At 63.2% G+C, this 16360-nt stretch carries 20 protein-coding genes and 1 pseudogene; 7 read left to right on the top strand and 14 right to left on the bottom strand.

Annotation, left to right across the window (positions count from 1 at the left end):
* Positions 1–335: 335 nt before the first annotated feature.
* The 12 genes from ACH438_RS09935 to ACH438_RS09880 form a co-directional block, all read right to left on the bottom strand.
* Positions 336–1691, bottom strand: coding sequence for a terminase large subunit domain-containing protein (locus tag ACH438_RS09935; protein ID WP_397003272.1), 1356 nt, complete (start codon positions 1689–1691; stop codon positions 336–338).
* 64 nt (positions 1692–1755) lie between these two features.
* On the bottom strand, positions 1756–2124 hold the full coding sequence (locus ACH438_RS09930) for a hypothetical protein (protein ID WP_397003270.1): 369 nt from the start codon (positions 2122–2124) through the stop codon (positions 1756–1758).
* Positions 2125–2868: 744 nt separating this feature from the next.
* Positions 2869–3198 (bottom strand): HNH endonuclease, encoded by a 330-nt coding sequence (locus ACH438_RS09925; RefSeq protein WP_397003268.1) that lies wholly within the window; start codon positions 3196–3198, stop codon positions 2869–2871.
* Positions 3146–3703, bottom strand: a complete 558-nt coding sequence (locus tag ACH438_RS09920) for a hypothetical protein (RefSeq protein WP_397003266.1) — start codon at positions 3701–3703, stop codon at positions 3146–3148. Before ACH438_RS09920 ends, ACH438_RS09925 begins: the two co-directional genes overlap by 53 nt.
* A gap of 98 nt (positions 3704–3801) precedes the next feature.
* Positions 3802–3981 (bottom strand): hypothetical protein, encoded by a 180-nt coding sequence (locus ACH438_RS09915; RefSeq protein ID WP_397003264.1) that lies wholly within the window; start codon positions 3979–3981, stop codon positions 3802–3804.
* Positions 3978–4238, bottom strand: coding sequence for a hypothetical protein (locus ACH438_RS09910; RefSeq protein WP_397003262.1), 261 nt, complete (start codon positions 4236–4238; stop codon positions 3978–3980). The genes ACH438_RS09915 and ACH438_RS09910 overlap by 4 nt, the downstream gene beginning before the upstream one ends.
* Positions 4235–4417 (bottom strand): helix-turn-helix domain-containing protein, encoded by a 183-nt coding sequence (locus ACH438_RS09905; RefSeq protein WP_397003260.1) that lies wholly within the window; start codon positions 4415–4417, stop codon positions 4235–4237. The genes ACH438_RS09910 and ACH438_RS09905 overlap by 4 nt, the downstream gene beginning before the upstream one ends.
* A 460-nt stretch (positions 4418–4877) precedes the next feature.
* Positions 4878–5054, bottom strand: coding sequence for a helix-turn-helix domain-containing protein (locus ACH438_RS09900; RefSeq protein WP_397003258.1), 177 nt, complete (start codon positions 5052–5054; stop codon positions 4878–4880).
* Positions 5055–5213: 159 nt separating this feature from the next.
* Entirely contained in the window at positions 5214–6203 is a 990-nt protein-coding gene (locus ACH438_RS09895) for an AAA family ATPase (RefSeq protein WP_397003256.1), read from the bottom strand.
* Positions 6204–6299: 96 nt separating this feature from the next.
* Positions 6300–6689: a hypothetical protein gene (locus tag ACH438_RS09890; RefSeq protein ID WP_397003254.1), complete on the bottom strand. Its 390-nt coding sequence runs from the start codon at positions 6687–6689 to the stop codon at positions 6300–6302.
* Between the two features lie 41 nt (positions 6690–6730).
* The gene (locus ACH438_RS09885; protein WP_397003252.1) at positions 6731–7114 is read right to left on the bottom strand and encodes a hypothetical protein; all 384 of its coding nucleotides are present in this window, start codon (positions 7112–7114) and stop codon (positions 6731–6733) included.
* A gap of 781 nt (positions 7115–7895) precedes the next feature.
* A complete protein-coding gene (locus tag ACH438_RS09880) occupies positions 7896–8135 on the bottom strand; it encodes a MarR family transcriptional regulator (RefSeq protein ID WP_397003250.1) in 240 nt (79 codons plus the stop codon).
* Positions 8136–8557: 422 nt separating this feature from the next.
* Between ACH438_RS09880 and ACH438_RS09875 the strand changes: the two genes are divergently transcribed.
* Positions 8558–9715 (top strand): helix-turn-helix domain-containing protein, encoded by a 1158-nt coding sequence (locus ACH438_RS09875; protein WP_397003248.1) that lies wholly within the window; start codon positions 8558–8560, stop codon positions 9713–9715.
* A 133-nt stretch (positions 9716–9848) separates the two neighbouring features.
* Positions 9849–10112: a hypothetical protein gene (locus tag ACH438_RS09870; RefSeq protein ID WP_397003246.1), complete on the top strand. Its 264-nt coding sequence runs from the start codon at positions 9849–9851 to the stop codon at positions 10110–10112.
* Positions 10113–10172: 60 nt separating this feature from the next.
* On the opposite strand, the gene ACH438_RS09865 is transcribed toward ACH438_RS09870, so the two are convergent.
* Both ACH438_RS09865 and ACH438_RS09860 read right to left on the bottom strand, forming a co-directional pair.
* On the bottom strand, positions 10173–11630 hold the full coding sequence (locus tag ACH438_RS09865; RefSeq protein WP_397003244.1) for a recombinase family protein: 1458 nt from the start codon (positions 11628–11630) through the stop codon (positions 10173–10175).
* Between the two features lie 27 nt (positions 11631–11657).
* A pseudogene (locus tag ACH438_RS09860) lies at positions 11658–12107 on the bottom strand (M48 family metalloprotease); the annotation flags it as partial.
* Positions 12108–12233: 126 nt separating this feature from the next.
* On the opposite strand from ACH438_RS09860, the gene ACH438_RS09855 reads away from it, so the two are divergent.
* From ACH438_RS09855 to ACH438_RS09835, 5 genes are all read left to right on the top strand, one after another.
* Complete coding sequence (locus ACH438_RS09855; protein WP_379199892.1) at positions 12234–12323, top strand: Ms4533A family Cys-rich leader peptide; 90 nt, start codon at positions 12234–12236, stop codon at positions 12321–12323.
* 196 nt (positions 12324–12519) lie between these two features.
* On the top strand, positions 12520–13560 hold the full coding sequence (locus ACH438_RS09850) for a sulfate ABC transporter substrate-binding protein (protein ID WP_397003241.1): 1041 nt from the start codon (positions 12520–12522) through the stop codon (positions 13558–13560).
* Positions 13561–13688: 128 nt separating this feature from the next.
* Complete coding sequence (gene cysT / locus ACH438_RS09845; RefSeq protein ID WP_397003732.1) at positions 13689–14489, top strand: sulfate ABC transporter permease subunit CysT; 801 nt, start codon at positions 13689–13691, stop codon at positions 14487–14489.
* Positions 14486–15295 carry a sulfate ABC transporter permease subunit CysW gene (cysW, locus tag ACH438_RS09840; protein ID WP_397003239.1) on the top strand — a complete coding sequence of 270 codons (810 nt, stop codon included), beginning with the start codon at positions 14486–14488 and terminating at the stop codon, positions 15293–15295. Before cysT ends, cysW begins: the two co-directional genes overlap by 4 nt.
* Positions 15292–16344, top strand: coding sequence for a sulfate/molybdate ABC transporter ATP-binding protein (locus tag ACH438_RS09835; protein ID WP_397003237.1), 1053 nt, complete (start codon positions 15292–15294; stop codon positions 16342–16344). Before cysW ends, ACH438_RS09835 begins: the two co-directional genes overlap by 4 nt.
* Positions 16345–16360: the final 16 nt, after the last annotated feature.

Raw genomic sequence — 16360 nt, 5'->3', positions numbered from 1 at the left:
CGCCACCTTCTCGGCGGGGAAATCAATCACCGGGCATCCGTGGAGACGCGCCCGATAGCGCCGGTCCTTCTCCCGGCAGTGCTCGGCCCGCAGGTGTTTGGTTGCGTGATACCGGCGGCGTTCCTGGGCATTGCGCTTGCCCCTGTGCTGCTCCCGGTCCCTGCGCCCCCACTCCGCCAGCACCTCGGGATGCTCACGACGTAGACGCCGCTTCCAGTCCCGGCCGGTAACACGCTGGCATTCCTTGCAGGAGGATTGGAGACCGTCATACCGAGAGCGATTCCGATAGAACTCGACCACCGGTTTAGTGCGCCCGCACTTGCCGCACCGCTTCGTCACGACAGAATCTCAATGCTCGGGGCCTTCTTCTTCGGCTTCCGTCTCCGCTTCGCTTCGAACCCGTACAACGCCCACGTAGCCGACACGGCCGCAGTGATATCGGCTTCCGACGCCTTGCGCCCCCACATCCAAGCGCCATCAACAGTGATCCGCTTCCGGACATCGTTGATAGACGTGCTCAAACGGGGCTCTCCGACATGCCTGATCCCCTGGGCAATAACCGTGTCGTAGAAAAGGCCAGTAGCCGCACAGGCATCCGACATACCCAGCTTCACAACAGGGAGACCGGCATTCGAGAGCTTCGGCAGAATGGAAGCCGCCGGGCTCATCGCATTCACGACGATTGCCACCGGAGACCACTGCTGAGTAAGCCGGATCAGCTCACCCGTAACCCAATCAGTACCGGGCATCTGCTTCGCAATATCGACATGGAACAAGCCATCTTCGCGAGCACCGCAAACCGAGATCGTTGCCGTATTCCGCTCCCGGTCAACGTCCACACCGAAGGCGAAGCCCTGGGCGTCGTCAATCTGGGATAGCTGATCGGTAAGCGACTCCCACAAGGCCGGATCAATAACAGGATCGGTAGAAGCGGCGGACCACATGCCGAGCCGTTCCCGCATGAATTTGTCATCCGGGAAGTCCGCCCTGTCGTCTTCGACATTCTCGATATCGCAGAACGTGCCGAGCGTCGGAATGGCAATGCACCATTCGGCCCTGTCGTCCGGGTCGCAACCATCGTTAGCCGACCACTCCAGCCAGGCAACGCGCGCCTTCTCGTCTAGGCCGGACTGCCGAAGATGCCGGAACGTCTCACCCTCCGCGCCGGGATGCGGGGGAGTGCCCACAAGGATTACTTGCGGATTCTTCTGCGCCGCCTGCGCTGGCTTCAAGGCCGCCCAGGTATCCGGGTTCAAGTGCTGCGCCTCATCGCAGATGATGAGCGACGGGGATAGGCCGCGAATGTTCTGCGGACTGCGCACCATGAACCGGATTACGTTCCCATTGCGGAACCGGATTGCCTCACGGCCACGCTGCCGGACAATCCCGTTCGGCTTAACCAGTCGTTCGAGGTCTCGGTTCGATTCGATCAGCTCGATAAGCTCTTCGAACGCCTTCATGAACGTTGCCGACAAATGGGCTGTGAAGATAGTCAGCTTGTCGCCGAAGATCAGGGCACCGGCCAATGCGCGGGCAATTAGCAGGGTCGTCTTACCCGCCTGCCGGGGAACGGAGAGCCCGAATCGGGTAGCCGCCCATTTCCCATTGGCGCGCACGCCGCACATCTGGTTTGCCGCGTATGCCTGCCAGTCGTGAAGCTCGATACCGAGAATGCGCATGAGCTTCGCCATCTCGGGGCCACGAGTGCGAACGGAATCCGTGGGGACGTAATCCAGGCGGGGAGTTCCGGAGCCTCTAAGCCCCGAAATCGTCGTAAGGGTCACTGTCGGCCCCCTCGTCATTTGCCTGGTCGAGGCCGGCATGCGTTGCGTCACACGTTTCGGACTCTGTGACCTGTGCCATAACCGCGGGGACTTCCCCGGCGCTCTCGTTCAGGAATGCGCCAAGCTCGGAATCCGTATCAATGCCGTCCCCGGCTTCTCGAATCGCTTTCACCAACTGCCGAATCTCACCGGCAATATCCGTTGCAGCCCGATGTGCGTCCTCATCCGCATTCCGGAATCGGTAGACCAGGCCCACAGCCACCTCTGTAAGCACCGTGTCCCAATCGTGAGCACGGGCGGCAACAATCACCTTCGGCGGTCGGCCCCTGGGTTTCGACATGACAAATCGCCTCCATTTCGGAGTAATCCGGCCTTATGTGGCCGTGGGAATGAACAGAAACCCCAGACCCTTACTCGGGTATGGGTAGAGCCCTAAAAGGCTGGGAGAAGCCAATTCAGGGCGAATGGGAGATATGCGGGCCGTAGCAGGCCCTTGGGCTTTTCACTCGGGACATACAAGCCGCAATGCCTGAAAGGCGGCTTTGACGTGCCCGTTTGAGGTACCCCCCCACCCCAACGGGGGCACCGATTGCGGGCTGCTCTGCGCTCCACTGCCGAGCTTCCGGCGGAAGTGCTGACACGTTGTCAGCATTCAGAGCTGGCGAGCAAACCAGGGCGAATATCGCCCGAGACTGGGAATGTCCGCCAATAGCGGAAAGGCTCCCGAATGAAGATCACTCGACAATGAAGAGTGATTGCATGTGCATCACTGCTTGCCGCGTGCTGCCCGCCGTGTGGGGCGGTAGGGGGTGGGTAGGGGTAGGGGTGCCTGCCCTGCCCGTGCCTGCGGTGCTGGCCTGGCTGCTGCTCACCATTCGCGAATGCAGTTGCGTCGAACTGAATGCGTGATGCTGATCTGAGCCTGTGCTCATGCTGTCCACTATTAGTGAACTGGGTAGCCCTGCCCCTGTTGCCCCTGCTGCTACCCCCGGTCCCCCTCGGGTAGGTGGGCAGGGTAGTGCCCACTCGGTATAAGGGGAGTGGTTCACCTGCCGCTGCGAATGTCTACGATCGTAGACACGCCTCACCATTCACGGCTTGCGCGAAGTGGTGGCATCTTGTCGGTGCGGTTGCCTTTCGAGGCATTGCACGACTTATGCATGATCTGATGATTGTTCGGGTCGAATGGATCACCGCCAAGACTCACGGGGATGATGTGATCCAGTTCGAATGCCATTGGGTCGCGGTAGTCGATACCGGGTTCCACGGTCTTGCCGCACCAGGCGCATGGGGCTGGTAGTCGTTTCTCCAGCTTCCGACGTTCGCGCCGTAACCGTGAGTGGTCGATATCCCGACGTTGTTTACTGCTCACTGGTTTCTGCGTTGCCGAACGTATCGGGGCCTTCCAGCTCATTGCGGATAGCCATTAGCGCTTCAACCTTGGCGGTGAGTTCGGGGCTGTTGAGCGCCGGGGGCTCGTTGCCGTCCGGGAAGGTGGTCGGCTCCGCCTGCTGCTTCTGGTAGCCCAGGGTGTCAAGCTGCTCCGGGCTGTAGTAGTCGGTGCTGCCTTCAAGTGCAATGAGGGCGTCGAGGTGGCCAAGGTAGGCGTTGCGCTGCTGCTCTGCTTCGGCCTGTCGGTCGATTCCTGCGCCGCGTTCCACTGCGTCAATGAGTCGGGCCATGTATCGCTCTGTGGAGTTCTCGGGCTCGGGCAGTTTCCACGGGTCCGCACCGTTGACGCCCAGGGTTAGGGCGGCCTGCTTATCCTTGCGTGCCTTCTGGGCAATGATCATGTTGCGGAAGGCGTTATTTGCCTCCTGGCTGCGAACGGCCTCCTCCTCGGCGCGCTCCGCTTCTTCGGCTGCTTCGCGGGCAAGGCGCTTAGCTTCTTCGGCCTTCTTCTGGGCTTCGGACATCATTTGGTTCTTACCTCCGGGATTCGATGAGTTCGGTTAGTTCGTGGAGCATGGATTGCAGTTGCAGCAGGGCGTCATCAAACGTTGCTGCTTCGGTCGCCTTAACGCTCATGGTCTTCGGCTAGTACATGGTCGAGTGCTGCGAGTAGGGGCGCGAAGCTCTGGGGCTTGTGTGCGTATTCGTTCACGATTCGTTCGGTCTTCGACCAATGCCCGTTGCGGGCGGCGGCTACGAGCGACCGGGCCATGTGGTAGTCACGCCGGGTTATCGGGTAGCTCATTTCCCGCCCTTCCCGAACCAGTCGTAGAGCCCTTCGGGGTCGCGGGGCTTGTAGCCTTCGGGGGCTCTGCCGATGCCGTAGGCGCGTGAGTAGTACTCGTGCTTGCTCGGGTGTCGGTGAGACGGGAGGCCAGCACGGCGCAGGCGCTCGGCTAGGTAGCGTTCCGTGTCTTCGAGGTCGGCTTGCAGCGCGAGGGCGTGGAGACCATTCCGGGCTTGTTCCGCTAGGGCGGCATCTTCGGGCTCGTATTCGGTCATCGGCCACACACCTTGATTAGGGCGGCGAGATCTTCCAGCCGGACCAGGGTGCGGCGGGTGCCGAACTTGTAGGCTCGGAGTTTCCCGTTCCTGATATGGCGGTGGACTGTGCGCGGGGTGCAGTGGAGCATGTCGGCCGATTGGCCGATGGTTACGAAGGTGATGCCGTTGTGTTCCATGGCAATGGTCTCTGCCTTTCTTCGGGCATAAGAAAAGCCCCCAAGCGGTTTGCTTGGAGGCTGATATTCGGATGTCTCTTGTAGGGCCTTCTGTCCTGCCCTGTCACTATCAATTCTACTGGCCCATTCCCCACGGTTCTTTTATCAAGAATCCGGGAACAATTGTGCCCACCCCTTACAGCTCGAATAACGGATATCCGCACTCGGCATTACCCGAGTCCAGCCGGTCACCCTTCCGCCCTCTACCCGGACCAGGAACACCCGATAAGTTCCCGCCCTTGTTCTGCTGCTTCAACTCCACGGCCCGCAGCAGATCGGCCTTACGCCACATTCGCTTATCGTCCGACACCCGCCGACCAATCCTGAGCAGTCCCTCTGCCTGCCACCGATAGAGGGTGTTCGCAGACCGGCCGGTAATCCTGGTCGCCTCACTGGTCGGCACGTATTCCGGCTTCCGCATCTACTTGCCGCCGTTCATGTACTCGGCGAGATCGGGAGCATTCACGCGGTACACACGGCCAGCCTTGAACGCTGGAAGATCACCAGAATTGATGAGCGCGTTCACGGTCTGCCGATGCACCCGGAGAATGTCCGCCACTTCTGCCACGGTCAGCACCTTCGGCACTTCAATAGTCATGATGGGATTCCTTCCCTCCTGGGCTTGCTGGTCGAGTCTTTCGAAATGAACTTGTGGGGGTGAATTGGGCGAAGCCCTTATAGGGGGTATCCATATCCACTATCCACCCCGTCTGACCTGCTGATTTACTGGATACGCGGATATCCCGAATATCCACCTCTAGGCGGCGTTCCGAGACCAGGAATCGCCCTCGCGGTTCACCAGTCCGCCGAGCTTCCCGCCCGGCTTCAGCCACGCCCGGTAGGAGTTCTCGGAGCCGTCGAACTTCTCGGCCAGCGCTGCCGCAGTCTCCCGAACGCTCTTCCCCTGGCAGTTGGAAACGATCCAATCGGCCTGCTCCGCGTTCCGATCCAAGGTCACCTTGTCCCGCTCCCGCTTCGCCTTCTCGTTGCCCTCTCGCTGCGCCCGCAGAGCCTCCGGCGTCATCGTGTCCAGGACTTCGAACCGAGCCCCCGCGCCATGGTGCAACGTCATTTCGTAAGGCTCCGCGCTGTTGCCCATGAACTTCAGGGTGATGTTCCCCCGGTTTGATCGGCGCACGAATACCCGCCAGCGAACGGCCTGCGTGATGTACGCGGAGCCCATCGGGGTATCGGGCTTCCGACCGGTCGGCCCGGCCTTGTCGGATGAATGAGCCACCACTACTACCGGGATTCCGGCACGTACGAACTTCCGCACCCCGTCGAAGAATTCCCGCACCGCGTTGTCATCGTTAATGGTCCCGTTCAGGGTTTGAGCGAGGTTATCGACCACGACGAAGTTATGCCCGTCGTTGAGCACCTGCTCATAGAGGGACTGCCACATTTCCGGCGTCCGCATGATCGGCACTTGGTAGAACTGGACTCGGGGGCATTCGCCCTCTGGCATCACCGTGTCGATACGGCCGGAGTATTCGGCGTCTCCTCGGTCGTCAGTCCACAGCAGGGCTATGGAAAATGCGCGGTCCTGCTGCACCGGCTTTCCCAAGAATGGCTTGCCGGTCGCCAGCGCCTTTACGAGCGCCGAGATAAGGAACGACTTGCCCACCTTCGCCTCGCCGTAAATGAGGGTGGTTGCCGATCCGATGATGTTCTCGACAATCCAGTCTTCGCCCTCGGACGCCAATTTCAGGGCCTCCTGATAGGTGGTGCTCTCGAATACGTGCGACATGATTTCCTGTCTGGATTCCACCATTGGTAGACATCGGGCCGGTGCCCCCGGAGTGCCGATTTCCGGGGGCGTCCAACGGTCGGGGTAGTGCTGGGCTCAGATATCGGCGAACGCCACGGTCCGCCCCTTCTGCTTGCCGTTCTTCGTCAGGATCGGGGTAACGGTGATCAGTTCCCGGTGCTCAAGCGCGGATAGAGCGCCCTCGAAGTAGGCGCGTCGCCACTCGGACAGGTCGGTTCGCAACTGCCCGGCGGTGGTGCGTCCGCCGCGCTGGTAGAGCAGCGACAGGATTTGCCCGCTGGTGGCCTTCTCGCCCTGGGCGAAGTAGGCGAACGCCTCCGCGAACTTGTCGGCGGCGTGGCCGTCGTCATCAATGGGGGCGTCCTGCTGAATGTGGCGGAGAAGCCCGTACTTGATTCCGGAGTCACCGGGGGTGTGCATGATCGCGTCAATGCAGGCGGAGAGAATGTTGTCAGCGCTGGACATTGGGGGAATTCCTTCGGTTCGCTGGGATGTCGGTCGGGTGGTCAGAGGTCGCCCCACGGGGCTTCGCCGCGAGGGGAGTCCCACGGGCACGGCTCCGACTTGGCAAAGAGGCCCGCGAGATCAGCCGGGATAGAGCCCCAATCGGCCTGCTCGGCGATTGCTGCAATCTCGTCGGCCCAGACCTCTTCGGCGGTAAGTTCGGTCTCCTGGTCGGGGCGCATGAGAATGTCGTCCCCGGTGGTCATCTCCTCGGCCTCCCGCAAGTCCAGTGCGCGAATGGCGGCATAGGTGGCGTTCCCGGCGTGACCCTCGGCGAAGGCGTCATCGAACAGGGCACCCTGCTCCGGGAGCGGATCGGCATCGAGGTACAGGTTCAGCCAGTCGATAGCGGCGGCAATTTCCTGGGCGGTGGGAGTAGTGGACATGGTTGTTCCAATCGGTAGAGCGGACATGGAGAAGACGCCCCGGAATTGGGGCTGATCGCGACGGAGAGCCGCGAAACCTAGGCGGCCTGGCTGGCAGGCGGGGGAGTTGCCGACACGGTGGCAGCGTCTCCAATTGGAGACATGCCAGGGGAGAGCAGCCGGGCAATCTGGTGGACTGCTTCCGTGCTGGGGGTCGGGGCTGCCGCTACTGCTTCTCGGCAGTGGGCAAGCACGTGCGGGGGCAATGCGGACATGACAGGACTCCGGGCGGGTAGTTCGGCTGGCCAACCTCGTCATGTGGCGAGGTTGAGGACTGCCGGAGTCGTGCGCGGGAAAAATCTTTCCCATTGCGCGGAATCTCCGGCGGGTGCCTGGACTGCGGGCGGGGCCTGAAAGCCACCAGCCGTTAGCCCGGCGAACTGCGCGGGGGCTCAGATGCCCACTGGTCCGCGCTACCTGTCAAGAATGATTTCGTCTGTCTGTGTCGATTTCGTCTGCCGAGAACACTACAGCTAGTGGCCGACAGATTCATACGACACGACATGTTGCGAATGAAGCCGCGGGGCGTATTTCACCAGGTCAGAGTAGGTTTCCGCATTTCTCTGATTGTCAATACTCTTGAAGAACTAGAGACGCATGTCACTATTTGACGCACCGTTAGTTAACAGCAGTCACACGAGTAACATTCAGGCCAAGCAGATGCTTGGTAAATACGATCGTGGTCAGACCACAACATGTAGTACATGACTACAGCCGACACCGTGTCAGCAGGGCCGCCCAGCTACAGCGTGAACCGCTTCCCCTTCACCGCCCACTCACCGCGCCCGCGCTGCGTGATCTCCCAACGCCCCTGCCGCCGGGTATCCACAATCAGCCCCGAAGCCTCTAGGCGCGATACAGCCGCCCGAGCAGACCACGAGGTAACCGAAGCCTCGCGAGCCAACTGCTTGACCGTCAGCAGGCCGCCCGCCGCCAGCACTCCGAGCACCGCGTAATCAGCCGCAACACCTGTCCGCCTCATGCGAGCCTCATTGCCTGCTGAACGATCGAACGGCGCGGCAACACGGACTCCACATCAACCACGTCCGCCAGCAACGCCACCAGGTGAGGGCTCACGTGCTCCGGGGAAGGCACAAGCACGGCGTCTACATCCGCCCCGCGCACAAGGTCCACCAGGCCAAGCACCGTGAATTCAGGGACGCACACGAGCGCGTAACCCAGCCGCCGCCCGAGTCTCCGGCATTGCGCAATGTCCCACTCCAGAGCAAGCCCGGATACCTCCGGGTCTACGTACAGAAGCGCCGTTGGCTTCGCCCTCATGACTGCCCCTCTCGCCATGAAAGAAGGTTCGCGGGCAACAAGAGTGGCAAGGGACAGGAAAGGGACAGCCCGTTGCGCTCCAACGGGTTACAAGGTCACGCAGACCGGACTACCCTCGGACTCATGGCGAACGTTGGGCAGCGGATCGCGGCAGAGCGAAAAATGGCCGGACTCGGACAACAGCAGTTGGCGAACAAGGCCAATTACTCGCTGTCCATGATCAAGGCAGTGGAGCAGGGGCGGGAGCCCGCATCTACGGGCCTCATCTCCGCCGTGGCGAAGGTTCTCCGCATAACCCCAGAGCAGTTGACCGGCGCGCCCTACGACGACGGCAAGCCGCTCTCCGATGCCGTAAACAACCTGTCTGTATTGCTCACAGAGGGCCGATACGCGCGGGCCACGGAACCAGGCACCCTCGCGGAGATCGAAGCCGATCTAGAAGCCGCGCAGCAGCTTTACCGCAACGACCGCACCCGCCAAACCATCGAAGTACTGCCCGCTCTCATTCGGCGGATTCACGGTGCGGTGCGGGAACTGTCCGGCGACGAGAAGGCGCACGCCTACACCCTGTTGACTTCCGCCTACGTGCTCGCGGAGTGGTCGGCCCGCAGGACTGGTCACCTCTTGTTGGCCTTGCCCGCCCTTGACCTTGCAGACGGTTACGCGCCTCTCGCCGCAGACCCGAACTATGGGGCGTTCTCCGCTCTCGCTCGTGCCCGAGTCCTCACGCACTACGGCGAATCCGAAGTAGCAGGCCAGCTGATCAGCTCCGCTATCGACTCGTCCGACAGCAGCCGTGAGGGCATGGTCATGGCCGGATACTCCCACCTTGCAGGTGCCATCAACGAAGCCCGAAAGCTGGACTACTCCAACGCTTCCGCTCACATCCAGGCCGCCCGCGAACTGGCGACACATACCGGCGAGACTGACATTTACATGACCGCCTTCGGTCCGCTGAACGTCGAAATCCACGCGCACGCAATCGAGCTGGAAGCAGGCGACCCGAACAGGGCAGCACTGGAAGGCGCGAAGCTCACGCACGGCCCCGATGCTCCGCCGACCAGGATTGCCCACCACTGGCAGGACAACGCCCGAGCGTGGCTCATGTCGGGGAAGCCGGACAAGGCGCTGGTAGCGCTGAACAAGGCCCGCATTGCCGCCCCGCAGCAGACGCGCCTACACCCCTCGGTGCGCGAGACGCTGCACGGTATCGCGGTTGCGGAGAAGCGCCGAACGGAGACGTTGGCAGGCTTCGCCAGTTGGCTTGGAACCAGCATCTAGAAACATTGCGCTGACCTGGGGGAATGCTTTTGCCGGCCGGGGCTTATCCCTTGCGCTGCAATGCATTTCAGAATCATTGCCGAGAAGCCTTGCCGTTCAGGGGTGTACGTGGTCCCGCCCTACAATCTGGGGCATGAGTTCCACAACCGAAGTGCGTGATGCGATCCGAGATCTAAGCGAAGGTATCGACCGGGGGCACGACGAGTTGATGCGGAACCTTGGCGAAGTGCGGCAGACGATTCGGGGAATGACCGCCTCTATGGAAGACAAGACCAGTCAGCAGCACGAGAGCATCATGGGCACGCTCCAGGCGATAGACGCCAAGCTAGACGCCTTGAATGCCGGGCAGACCGACATGTTGGAAGCGGTGCAGAACCTTCGCCAGCGGGACGCCTAGCGGGGCATTACCGACACGGTGTCAGCAGGCCGGAGGGGTTATCGGCGGCGGTAGCCCCTCTCACTCCAGCCAATCCGTGTACCGCACATAGTCCGGGAGAAAATCCCGCTTCAACTTCACCTCATCGGGGAGCGGATCGCACCACACCGTGACCACCCCCGAAACGATCTCCCGCTTACGCCGGAAATCAATCCGCTTCCACGCCCCGCGAGCCTTCGAGCCCGTAACCTCCTCCAGCCCGCGTACCGGAGTGCGCACCGACTTCTTGAGCCGCTGCTCTGCCTCCGAGATCTGGCCTTCGAGCTTCTTCGAGATGCGGGCGAATGAGTCCGAACTGATCTCCCCCAAGGCCGCCTTGTCCTCATACTCTGCGAGCCGAGCGCGTAGGCCCTCCAGCGCCGACACGTCCGCCTTCGAGGTTGGGGAAGTCTTCGCCGCGTACTCGGCAATGTCGAACTTCTCCAGCCACAACAACACGGTCTCTTCGACAATCGGGTCTATGTAGTGGACGGGCCGGGAGAACTCCCCGCAGGCGGGGCAGTAGTAATACTGCTTCCCGTGCCCAGTGCGCTTCGAGATGAACGCTTTGCAGTTGCCGCACTTGCCGATTCCGGATAGCAGATTCTTGGGCTCGGTGCCTCTGTGCTTCAGCCGCCCGGAGTCCCCCAGGATCGCGACCAGGCGGTAATGCTCATCCTCGGTAATGATGCCGTCCCACGTGCCTTTACCAACGGCCTTCTTCTCGTGGGCTCGGAGCCCGGCAATCTGGGGGTTCATGAGCAGCCGCCGAACCGTCGTGTTCGACCAGCCCTGAGCTACCTTCCCGTTGGCCTTCACCGTGCCCGCCGCAGCGGCACCGGCAGGGGTTGGGAGGCCACGCCGATTGAAGTCCTTTGCAACCGTCATGATGCCGTCACCGTGTTCTAGTACCCGGTCGGCTGCTTCACGCACGAGCGCCGCCGTGGGCGGATCAATAACCCACTCTTCGAGGTTGCCGAGCCGGTCTCGTACTGCCCGATATCCGAACGGGCATTTGCCGTGCGGCTTGCCCTCGGCAATGTTCGCCTTCATGGCGCGTAGGACACGCTTGCGAGTCATGGACGCTTCGCGGGCCGACAACAGGACTTCAAGCCCGGTGGTGAATTGGTCGTCAGGGTCGGACAGGTCGTAGAGCCTGCCGGAGTAGCACCAGTACGCGCCCAGCTCCTCGCAGGAGTCCGCGAGCCGCTGGTACACCTTCATGTCTCGTGTTGCTCGGGAGGCTTCCCACGTGACCACGACTTCACCGGGTCGGATGTCCTCTAGAAGGCGCTCCCATTCGGGCCGGTGCTTCTTCTGTGTCCAGCGGGATGCGCCGATATCGTTGTCTGAGTACTCGCCCAGGATCGGCCACTTATTCACGGTGCATGTGCGCCGGTTGTCGGTGTCCTGCTCACCAACGGACCGGGCCATGCCGTCCGGGTCGTCCGACACGCGGGAGTAGAGCCGAGCGCCGATGATGTTCGGGGCGTGTTGCATACCCCACAGTCTACTTGTGCCCTATGCGACGCTTAGCCCCGAGAGCGCGTGCCCGAGTTCGTGGCCGACCACGAAACGGAGTTCCTCCGGGTCCAGCAGGTCCAGCAGGCCGGTGGTGAGCACGATGAACGGCCGGTCCATCCCGATGGTGAAGGCATTGACGGCCGGGCTCTGCAGCACGAACATCTCGGGCACGGTCGGCGCGTCCAGGATGCGCACCGCGTCCTCGCGCAGTTGATGGATGTTGCGGAACTGGCGTTCGTCCACGCGGACGGCGGTGGCGAGGTACATGAGCCGGTGTTGCCGTTCGGCGAGCAGGCCGGACAGGGTGCGCAGCAGGGTGTCGAAGCCGCTGAGTGTGCGCAAGCCCACAAGGGCGGTGCGGTCGGCGGGGTGTTCCCAGGCGCGGGTGCTGATGCCGGGGAATTCCCGGCGGATGCGGGCCGGTGGCCGGTGGGAGGTGTCGGGCGTGGTCAATTCTTTCCCCCGTCTGCTTTGTCCGATTCTGCCGCGGTGCGCACCGCACGCTCCAGTCTGCCCGCTTTCTCACAGTGTGGACACAATGATTCGCTGGTTGACATGGCACTCTGTTAAAGTCGCCTCGTGTCGTCGAGTGCTCTCCCCCAGGTCCGCCATGAATTGGCGTTGATCGCAGTGGGCTGCCTCGCGGTCGCGGATATCCACTGTCGATGATGGCCGACCGGGCACTGCTGCACGTCTGAGTAGACTGGCGCGCGCACCTTTTCGCAGTTCGTGTCTTTCCCCCGGGCGGCCTTCGGGCCCAGCGCCACCGTTGCAGCGAGGCTGTGACGGGTCTACGGCAGTACGCATGATTTCCCGCCGGCACGACGTCCACTCTCCGGCGGGTAACCCGGAAAGGTCCACGCCGATGTCCCGCAATCTCCGCTTCTCCCGCCGAACTACCTTCGCCGTCGCAGTGACCGCGGTCGTCGCCACCGTGCTGACCGCCTGCAGCGGCGGCTCGAGCGACACCAAGGACGCGGCCCCGGTCGCGGGCGGCAACGCCGGCACCCTCAACCTGTACGCGTACTCGGTGGCGAAGTCGGCCTACGACAGCGTGATTCCGGCCTTCAACAAGACCGACGCCGGTAAGGGCGTGCAGTTCCAGGCCTCCTACGGCGCCTCCGGCGACCAGTCCCGCAAGGTCAAGGACGGCGCCGAGGCCGATGTGGTGAGCTTCTCGGTGGAGCCCGACATCACCCGCCTGGTGGATTCCGGCCAGATCGATCCGAGCTGGAATGCGGACGCCGACAAGGGAGTTCCGTTCGGTTCCGTGGTCGTCATCGCGGTCCGCAAGGGCAATCCGAAGGGCATCAAGGACTGGGACGACCTGCTGAAGCCGGGCATTTCCGTGGTCACCCCGAACCCGTTCAGCTCGGGTTCGGCCAAGTGGAACCTGCTCGCCCCCTACGCGGTCAAGAGCGACGGCGGCAAGAACCCGCAGGCCGGTCTGGACTACCTGACCCAGCTGCTCACCCACGTGCGCGTGCAGCCCGCCTCGGGTCGTGACGCCACCCAGACGTTCCTGCAGGGCACGGGCGACGTGCTCATCAGCTACGAGAACGAGGCCATCACCTCCGAGCGCAACGGCGACCCGATCGAGCACTTCGTGCCGGACAGCACCTTCCGCATCGACAATCCGGTCGCCGTGCTGAAGAACGCGAAGAACGCCAAGCAGGCCGTGGCCTTCAAGGACTTCCTGTACACGAAGGACGGTCAGACCGCCTTCGCCACCGCCGGCTTCCGTCCGGTCGACCCGGGCGTGGCCGCCCAGTTCACCAAGGACTTCCCGGCGCCGCAGAAGCTGTACACCATCGACGACCTCGGTGGCTGGAAGAAGGTCGACAAGGATCTGTTCACGCCGAACACCGGTTCGGTGGCGCAGATCTACGACAAGGCCACCAAGTAGCCTGGTGAGCTGGAACACACGTGATACTCGAACCTGTGAGTAACAGCGTTTCGGACGCCGGGACCGAGCACGGTCCCGGCGTTTCGCCGGACAACGGGCCGCGTCCGCGTGCCTCGCGGCGGTCCTGGCTGCGGGTGACCGGCTCGGTCGGCCCGCTCGGCATCGCCACCTCCGTGCTGTGGCTCAGCGTCATCGTGCTGCTGCCGCTGGCGGCGCTGACCTATCACTCCTTCGGCAACGGCTGGTCCGGTTTCTGGGATGCGGTCAGCGCGCCCGGCGCGCTGGACGCGCTGAAGGTGACCGTGTTCGTCTCGGTGATCGTGGCCGTGGTGAACGTGGTGATGGGCACGCTCATCGCCTGGGTGCTGGTGCGGGACGACTTCCCCGGCAAGGGGATCGTCAACGCGCTCATCGATCTGCCGTTCGCGCTGCCCACCATCGTGGCCAGCATCGTGCTGCTGGCGCTGTACGGACCGGATTCGCCGGTGGGCGTGCATCTCTACGCCACCCAGCCGGCGCTGGTGGTGGCGCTGGCGTTCGTGACGCTGCCGTTCGTGGTGCGGTCGGTGCAGCCGGTGCTGATCGAGGTGGACCGGGATGTGGAGCAGGCCGCGGCCTCGCTGGGCGCGGACAACTGGACCATCTTCCGGCGCATCATCCTGCCGACGCTGGCGCCGTCCATCATCAGTGGCGGCGGACTGGCCTTCGCGCGTGCCATCGGCGAATACGGCTCGGTGGTGCTGATCGGCGGCGGCATCCCGAAGCGGACGCAGATGGCGTCGCAGTACATCCAGCAGCAGATCGAGGTGGACCGGCCGGTGAACGCGGCCGCGGTTTCGGTTGCGCTGCTGGTGATCTCGTTCGCGGTGCTGCTGGTGCTGCGGTTGTTCGCGGACCGCACGGCGCGCAAAGAGCAGGAGTCGCGATGAAACTCGGTGCCCGGACCCGTATTTCGCTGCGCACCATCGTGCTGGCGTATCTGTTCGTGCTGTTGCTGCTGCCGCTGGGCATCATTCTGTGGCGTACCTTCGGCGACGGTATCGGCGCGTTCTACGACTCGATCAGTACGCCGGCGGCGATTTCGGCGTTCAACCTGTCGGTGCTGATCATCGCGATCACGGTGCCGGTGAACGTGGTGTTCGGCATTCTCACCGCGCTCGCTCTGGTGCGCGGCCGGTTCCCGGGCCGCAATCTGCTGCAGGGCCTGGTGGATCTGCCGTTCGCGGTGTCGCCGGTGGTGGTGGGTGTTTCGCTGATCCTGCTGTGGGGTGTGAACGGCTGGTTCGGCGGGCTCGAGCATCACGGGTTGAAGATCATCTTCAATCTGCCCGGCATGGTCATCGCCACCATCTTCGTGACGCTGCCGTTCGTGGTGCGCGAGGTGGAGCCGGTCCTGCACGAGATCGGCGACGATCAGGAGCAGGCCGCGGCCACCCTGGGCGCGTCCCGCTGGCAGACGTTCTGGCGCATCACGCTGCCGGCCATCCGGTGGGGCCTGACCTACGGCATTGTGCTGACGGTGGCGCGGGCGCTCGGCGAATTCGGCGCCGTCATCATGGTTTCCACCGGGCTGCCCGGTAAGTCGCAGACGCTGACGCTGCTGGTCCAGGGCCGGTACGTCAACGACAACAACACCTTCGGCGCGTATTGCGCGGCGACCCTGCTCATGGGTATCGCCCTCGTTGTTCTTCTCTTGATGACCCTTCTCGAACGCAAGCGGGGCGCTGCCAAATGATCACCGTGACCAATGCGAACAAGAACTACGGAACGTTCGCCGCTCTGAACGATGTCAGCCTCGACATTCCGTCCGGGGAGCTGACCGCGCTGCTGGGGCCGTCGGGTTCGGGCAAGTCCACGCTGCTGCGTTCCATCGCCGGACTCGAGACCCTGGACGGTGGCATCGTCACCATCGCGGGCCGCGACGTTACCAATGTATCGCCGCAGAAACGCGATATCGGGTTCGTCTTCCAGCACTACGCCGCGTTCAAGCACATGACCGTGCGCGACAATGTGGCGTTCGGCCTGAAGATCCGCAAGCGGCCCAAGCCGGAGATCAAGAAGAAGGTCGACGACCTGCTCGAGATCGTCGGCCTGGACGGCTTCCAGCACCGTTATCCCGCACAGCTTTCCGGTGGTCAGCGGCAGCGCATGGCGCTGGCGCGCGCCCTCGCGGTGGATCCCCAGGTGCTGCTGCTGGACGAGCCGTTCGGCGCGCTCGACGCGAAAGTCCGTGCGGACCTGCGCACCTGGCTGCGCCGCCTGCACGATGAAGTGCACGTCACCACCGTCCTGGTCACCCACGACCAGGAGGAGGCCCTGGACGTGGCCGACCGCATCGCGGTCATGAACAAGGGCCGGATCGAACAGGTCGGGTCGCCGGAGGACGTCTACGACCGTCCCGCCAACGAATTCGTCATGTCGTTCCTGGGCGCGGTCGCCAAGCTCAACGGACATCTCGTGCGGCCGCACGACATTCGCGTCGGGCGGGATCCGAGCATGGCCCTGGCCGCGCACGAGGGCACCGCGCAGTCGGCGGGCGTCACTCGCGCCACCGTGGAGCGAGTCGTGCACCTGGGCTTCGAGGTTCGCGTCGAACTCCGCAATGCGGCGACCGGTGACCTGTTCACCGCTCAGGTGACCCGTGGCGACGCGGAGGCCCTGCACCTGGCGGAAGGGGAGACCGTGTACGCGCGGGCAACCCGTATCCCCGAACTGCCGGTGGCGCAGGTCGCTGTCAGCGCTCCCGAGGTGCCGGAACTGTCGGACGCGGGGAAGCCGGCCTGATACCGGAAAACATCGC

The sequence above is a fragment of the Nocardia sp. NPDC020380 genome (genome assembly GCF_044386975.1).
Lineage (GTDB): Bacteria > Actinomycetota > Actinomycetes > Mycobacteriales > Mycobacteriaceae > Nocardia.
This window is presented reverse-complemented; position numbering and strand designations above follow the sequence as displayed.

Bases quoted from the DNA above. Each gene is read 5' to 3' on its own strand.
- ACH438_RS09935 (WP_397003272.1), bottom strand. From the start codon at position 1,691: ATGGCGAAGCTCATGCGCATTCTCGGTATCGAGCTTCACGACTGGCAG.
- ACH438_RS09870 (WP_397003246.1), top strand. From the start codon at position 9,849: ATGAGTTCCACAACCGAAGTGCGTGATGCGATCCGAGATCTAAGCGAA.
- ACH438_RS09900 (WP_397003258.1), bottom strand. From the start codon at position 5,054: ATGACTATTGAAGTGCCGAAGGTGCTGACCGTGGCAGAAGTGGCGGAC.
- ACH438_RS09835 (WP_397003237.1), top strand. From the start codon at position 15,292: ATGATCACCGTGACCAATGCGAACAAGAACTACGGAACGTTCGCCGCT.
- ACH438_RS09865 (WP_397003244.1), bottom strand. From the start codon at position 11,630: ATGCAACACGCCCCGAACATCATCGGCGCTCGGCTCTACTCCCGCGTG.
- cysW (WP_397003239.1), top strand. From the start codon at position 14,486: ATGAAACTCGGTGCCCGGACCCGTATTTCGCTGCGCACCATCGTGCTG.
- ACH438_RS09930 (WP_397003270.1), bottom strand. From the start codon at position 2,124: ATGTCGAAACCCAGGGGCCGACCGCCGAAGGTGATTGTTGCCGCCCGT.
- ACH438_RS09925 (WP_397003268.1), bottom strand. From the start codon at position 3,198: ATGAGCTGGAAGGCCCCGATACGTTCGGCAACGCAGAAACCAGTGAGC.
- ACH438_RS09910 (WP_397003262.1), bottom strand. From the start codon at position 4,238: ATGACCGAATACGAGCCCGAAGATGCCGCCCTAGCGGAACAAGCCCGG.
- ACH438_RS09880 (WP_397003250.1), bottom strand. From the start codon at position 8,135: ATGAGGCGGACAGGTGTTGCGGCTGATTACGCGGTGCTCGGAGTGCTG.
- ACH438_RS09920 (WP_397003266.1), bottom strand. From the start codon at position 3,703: ATGATGTCCGAAGCCCAGAAGAAGGCCGAAGAAGCTAAGCGCCTTGCC.
- ACH438_RS09915 (WP_397003264.1), bottom strand. From the start codon at position 3,981: ATGAGCTACCCGATAACCCGGCGTGACTACCACATGGCCCGGTCGCTC.
- ACH438_RS09890 (WP_397003254.1), bottom strand. From the start codon at position 6,689: ATGTCCAGCGCTGACAACATTCTCTCCGCCTGCATTGACGCGATCATG.
- ACH438_RS09885 (WP_397003252.1), bottom strand. From the start codon at position 7,114: ATGTCCACTACTCCCACCGCCCAGGAAATTGCCGCCGCTATCGACTGG.
- ACH438_RS09875 (WP_397003248.1), top strand. From the start codon at position 8,558: ATGGCGAACGTTGGGCAGCGGATCGCGGCAGAGCGAAAAATGGCCGGA.
- ACH438_RS09905 (WP_397003260.1), bottom strand. From the start codon at position 4,417: ATGGAACACAACGGCATCACCTTCGTAACCATCGGCCAATCGGCCGAC.
- ACH438_RS09850 (WP_397003241.1), top strand. From the start codon at position 12,520: ATGTCCCGCAATCTCCGCTTCTCCCGCCGAACTACCTTCGCCGTCGCA.
- ACH438_RS09895 (WP_397003256.1), bottom strand. From the start codon at position 6,203: ATGTCGCACGTATTCGAGAGCACCACCTATCAGGAGGCCCTGAAATTG.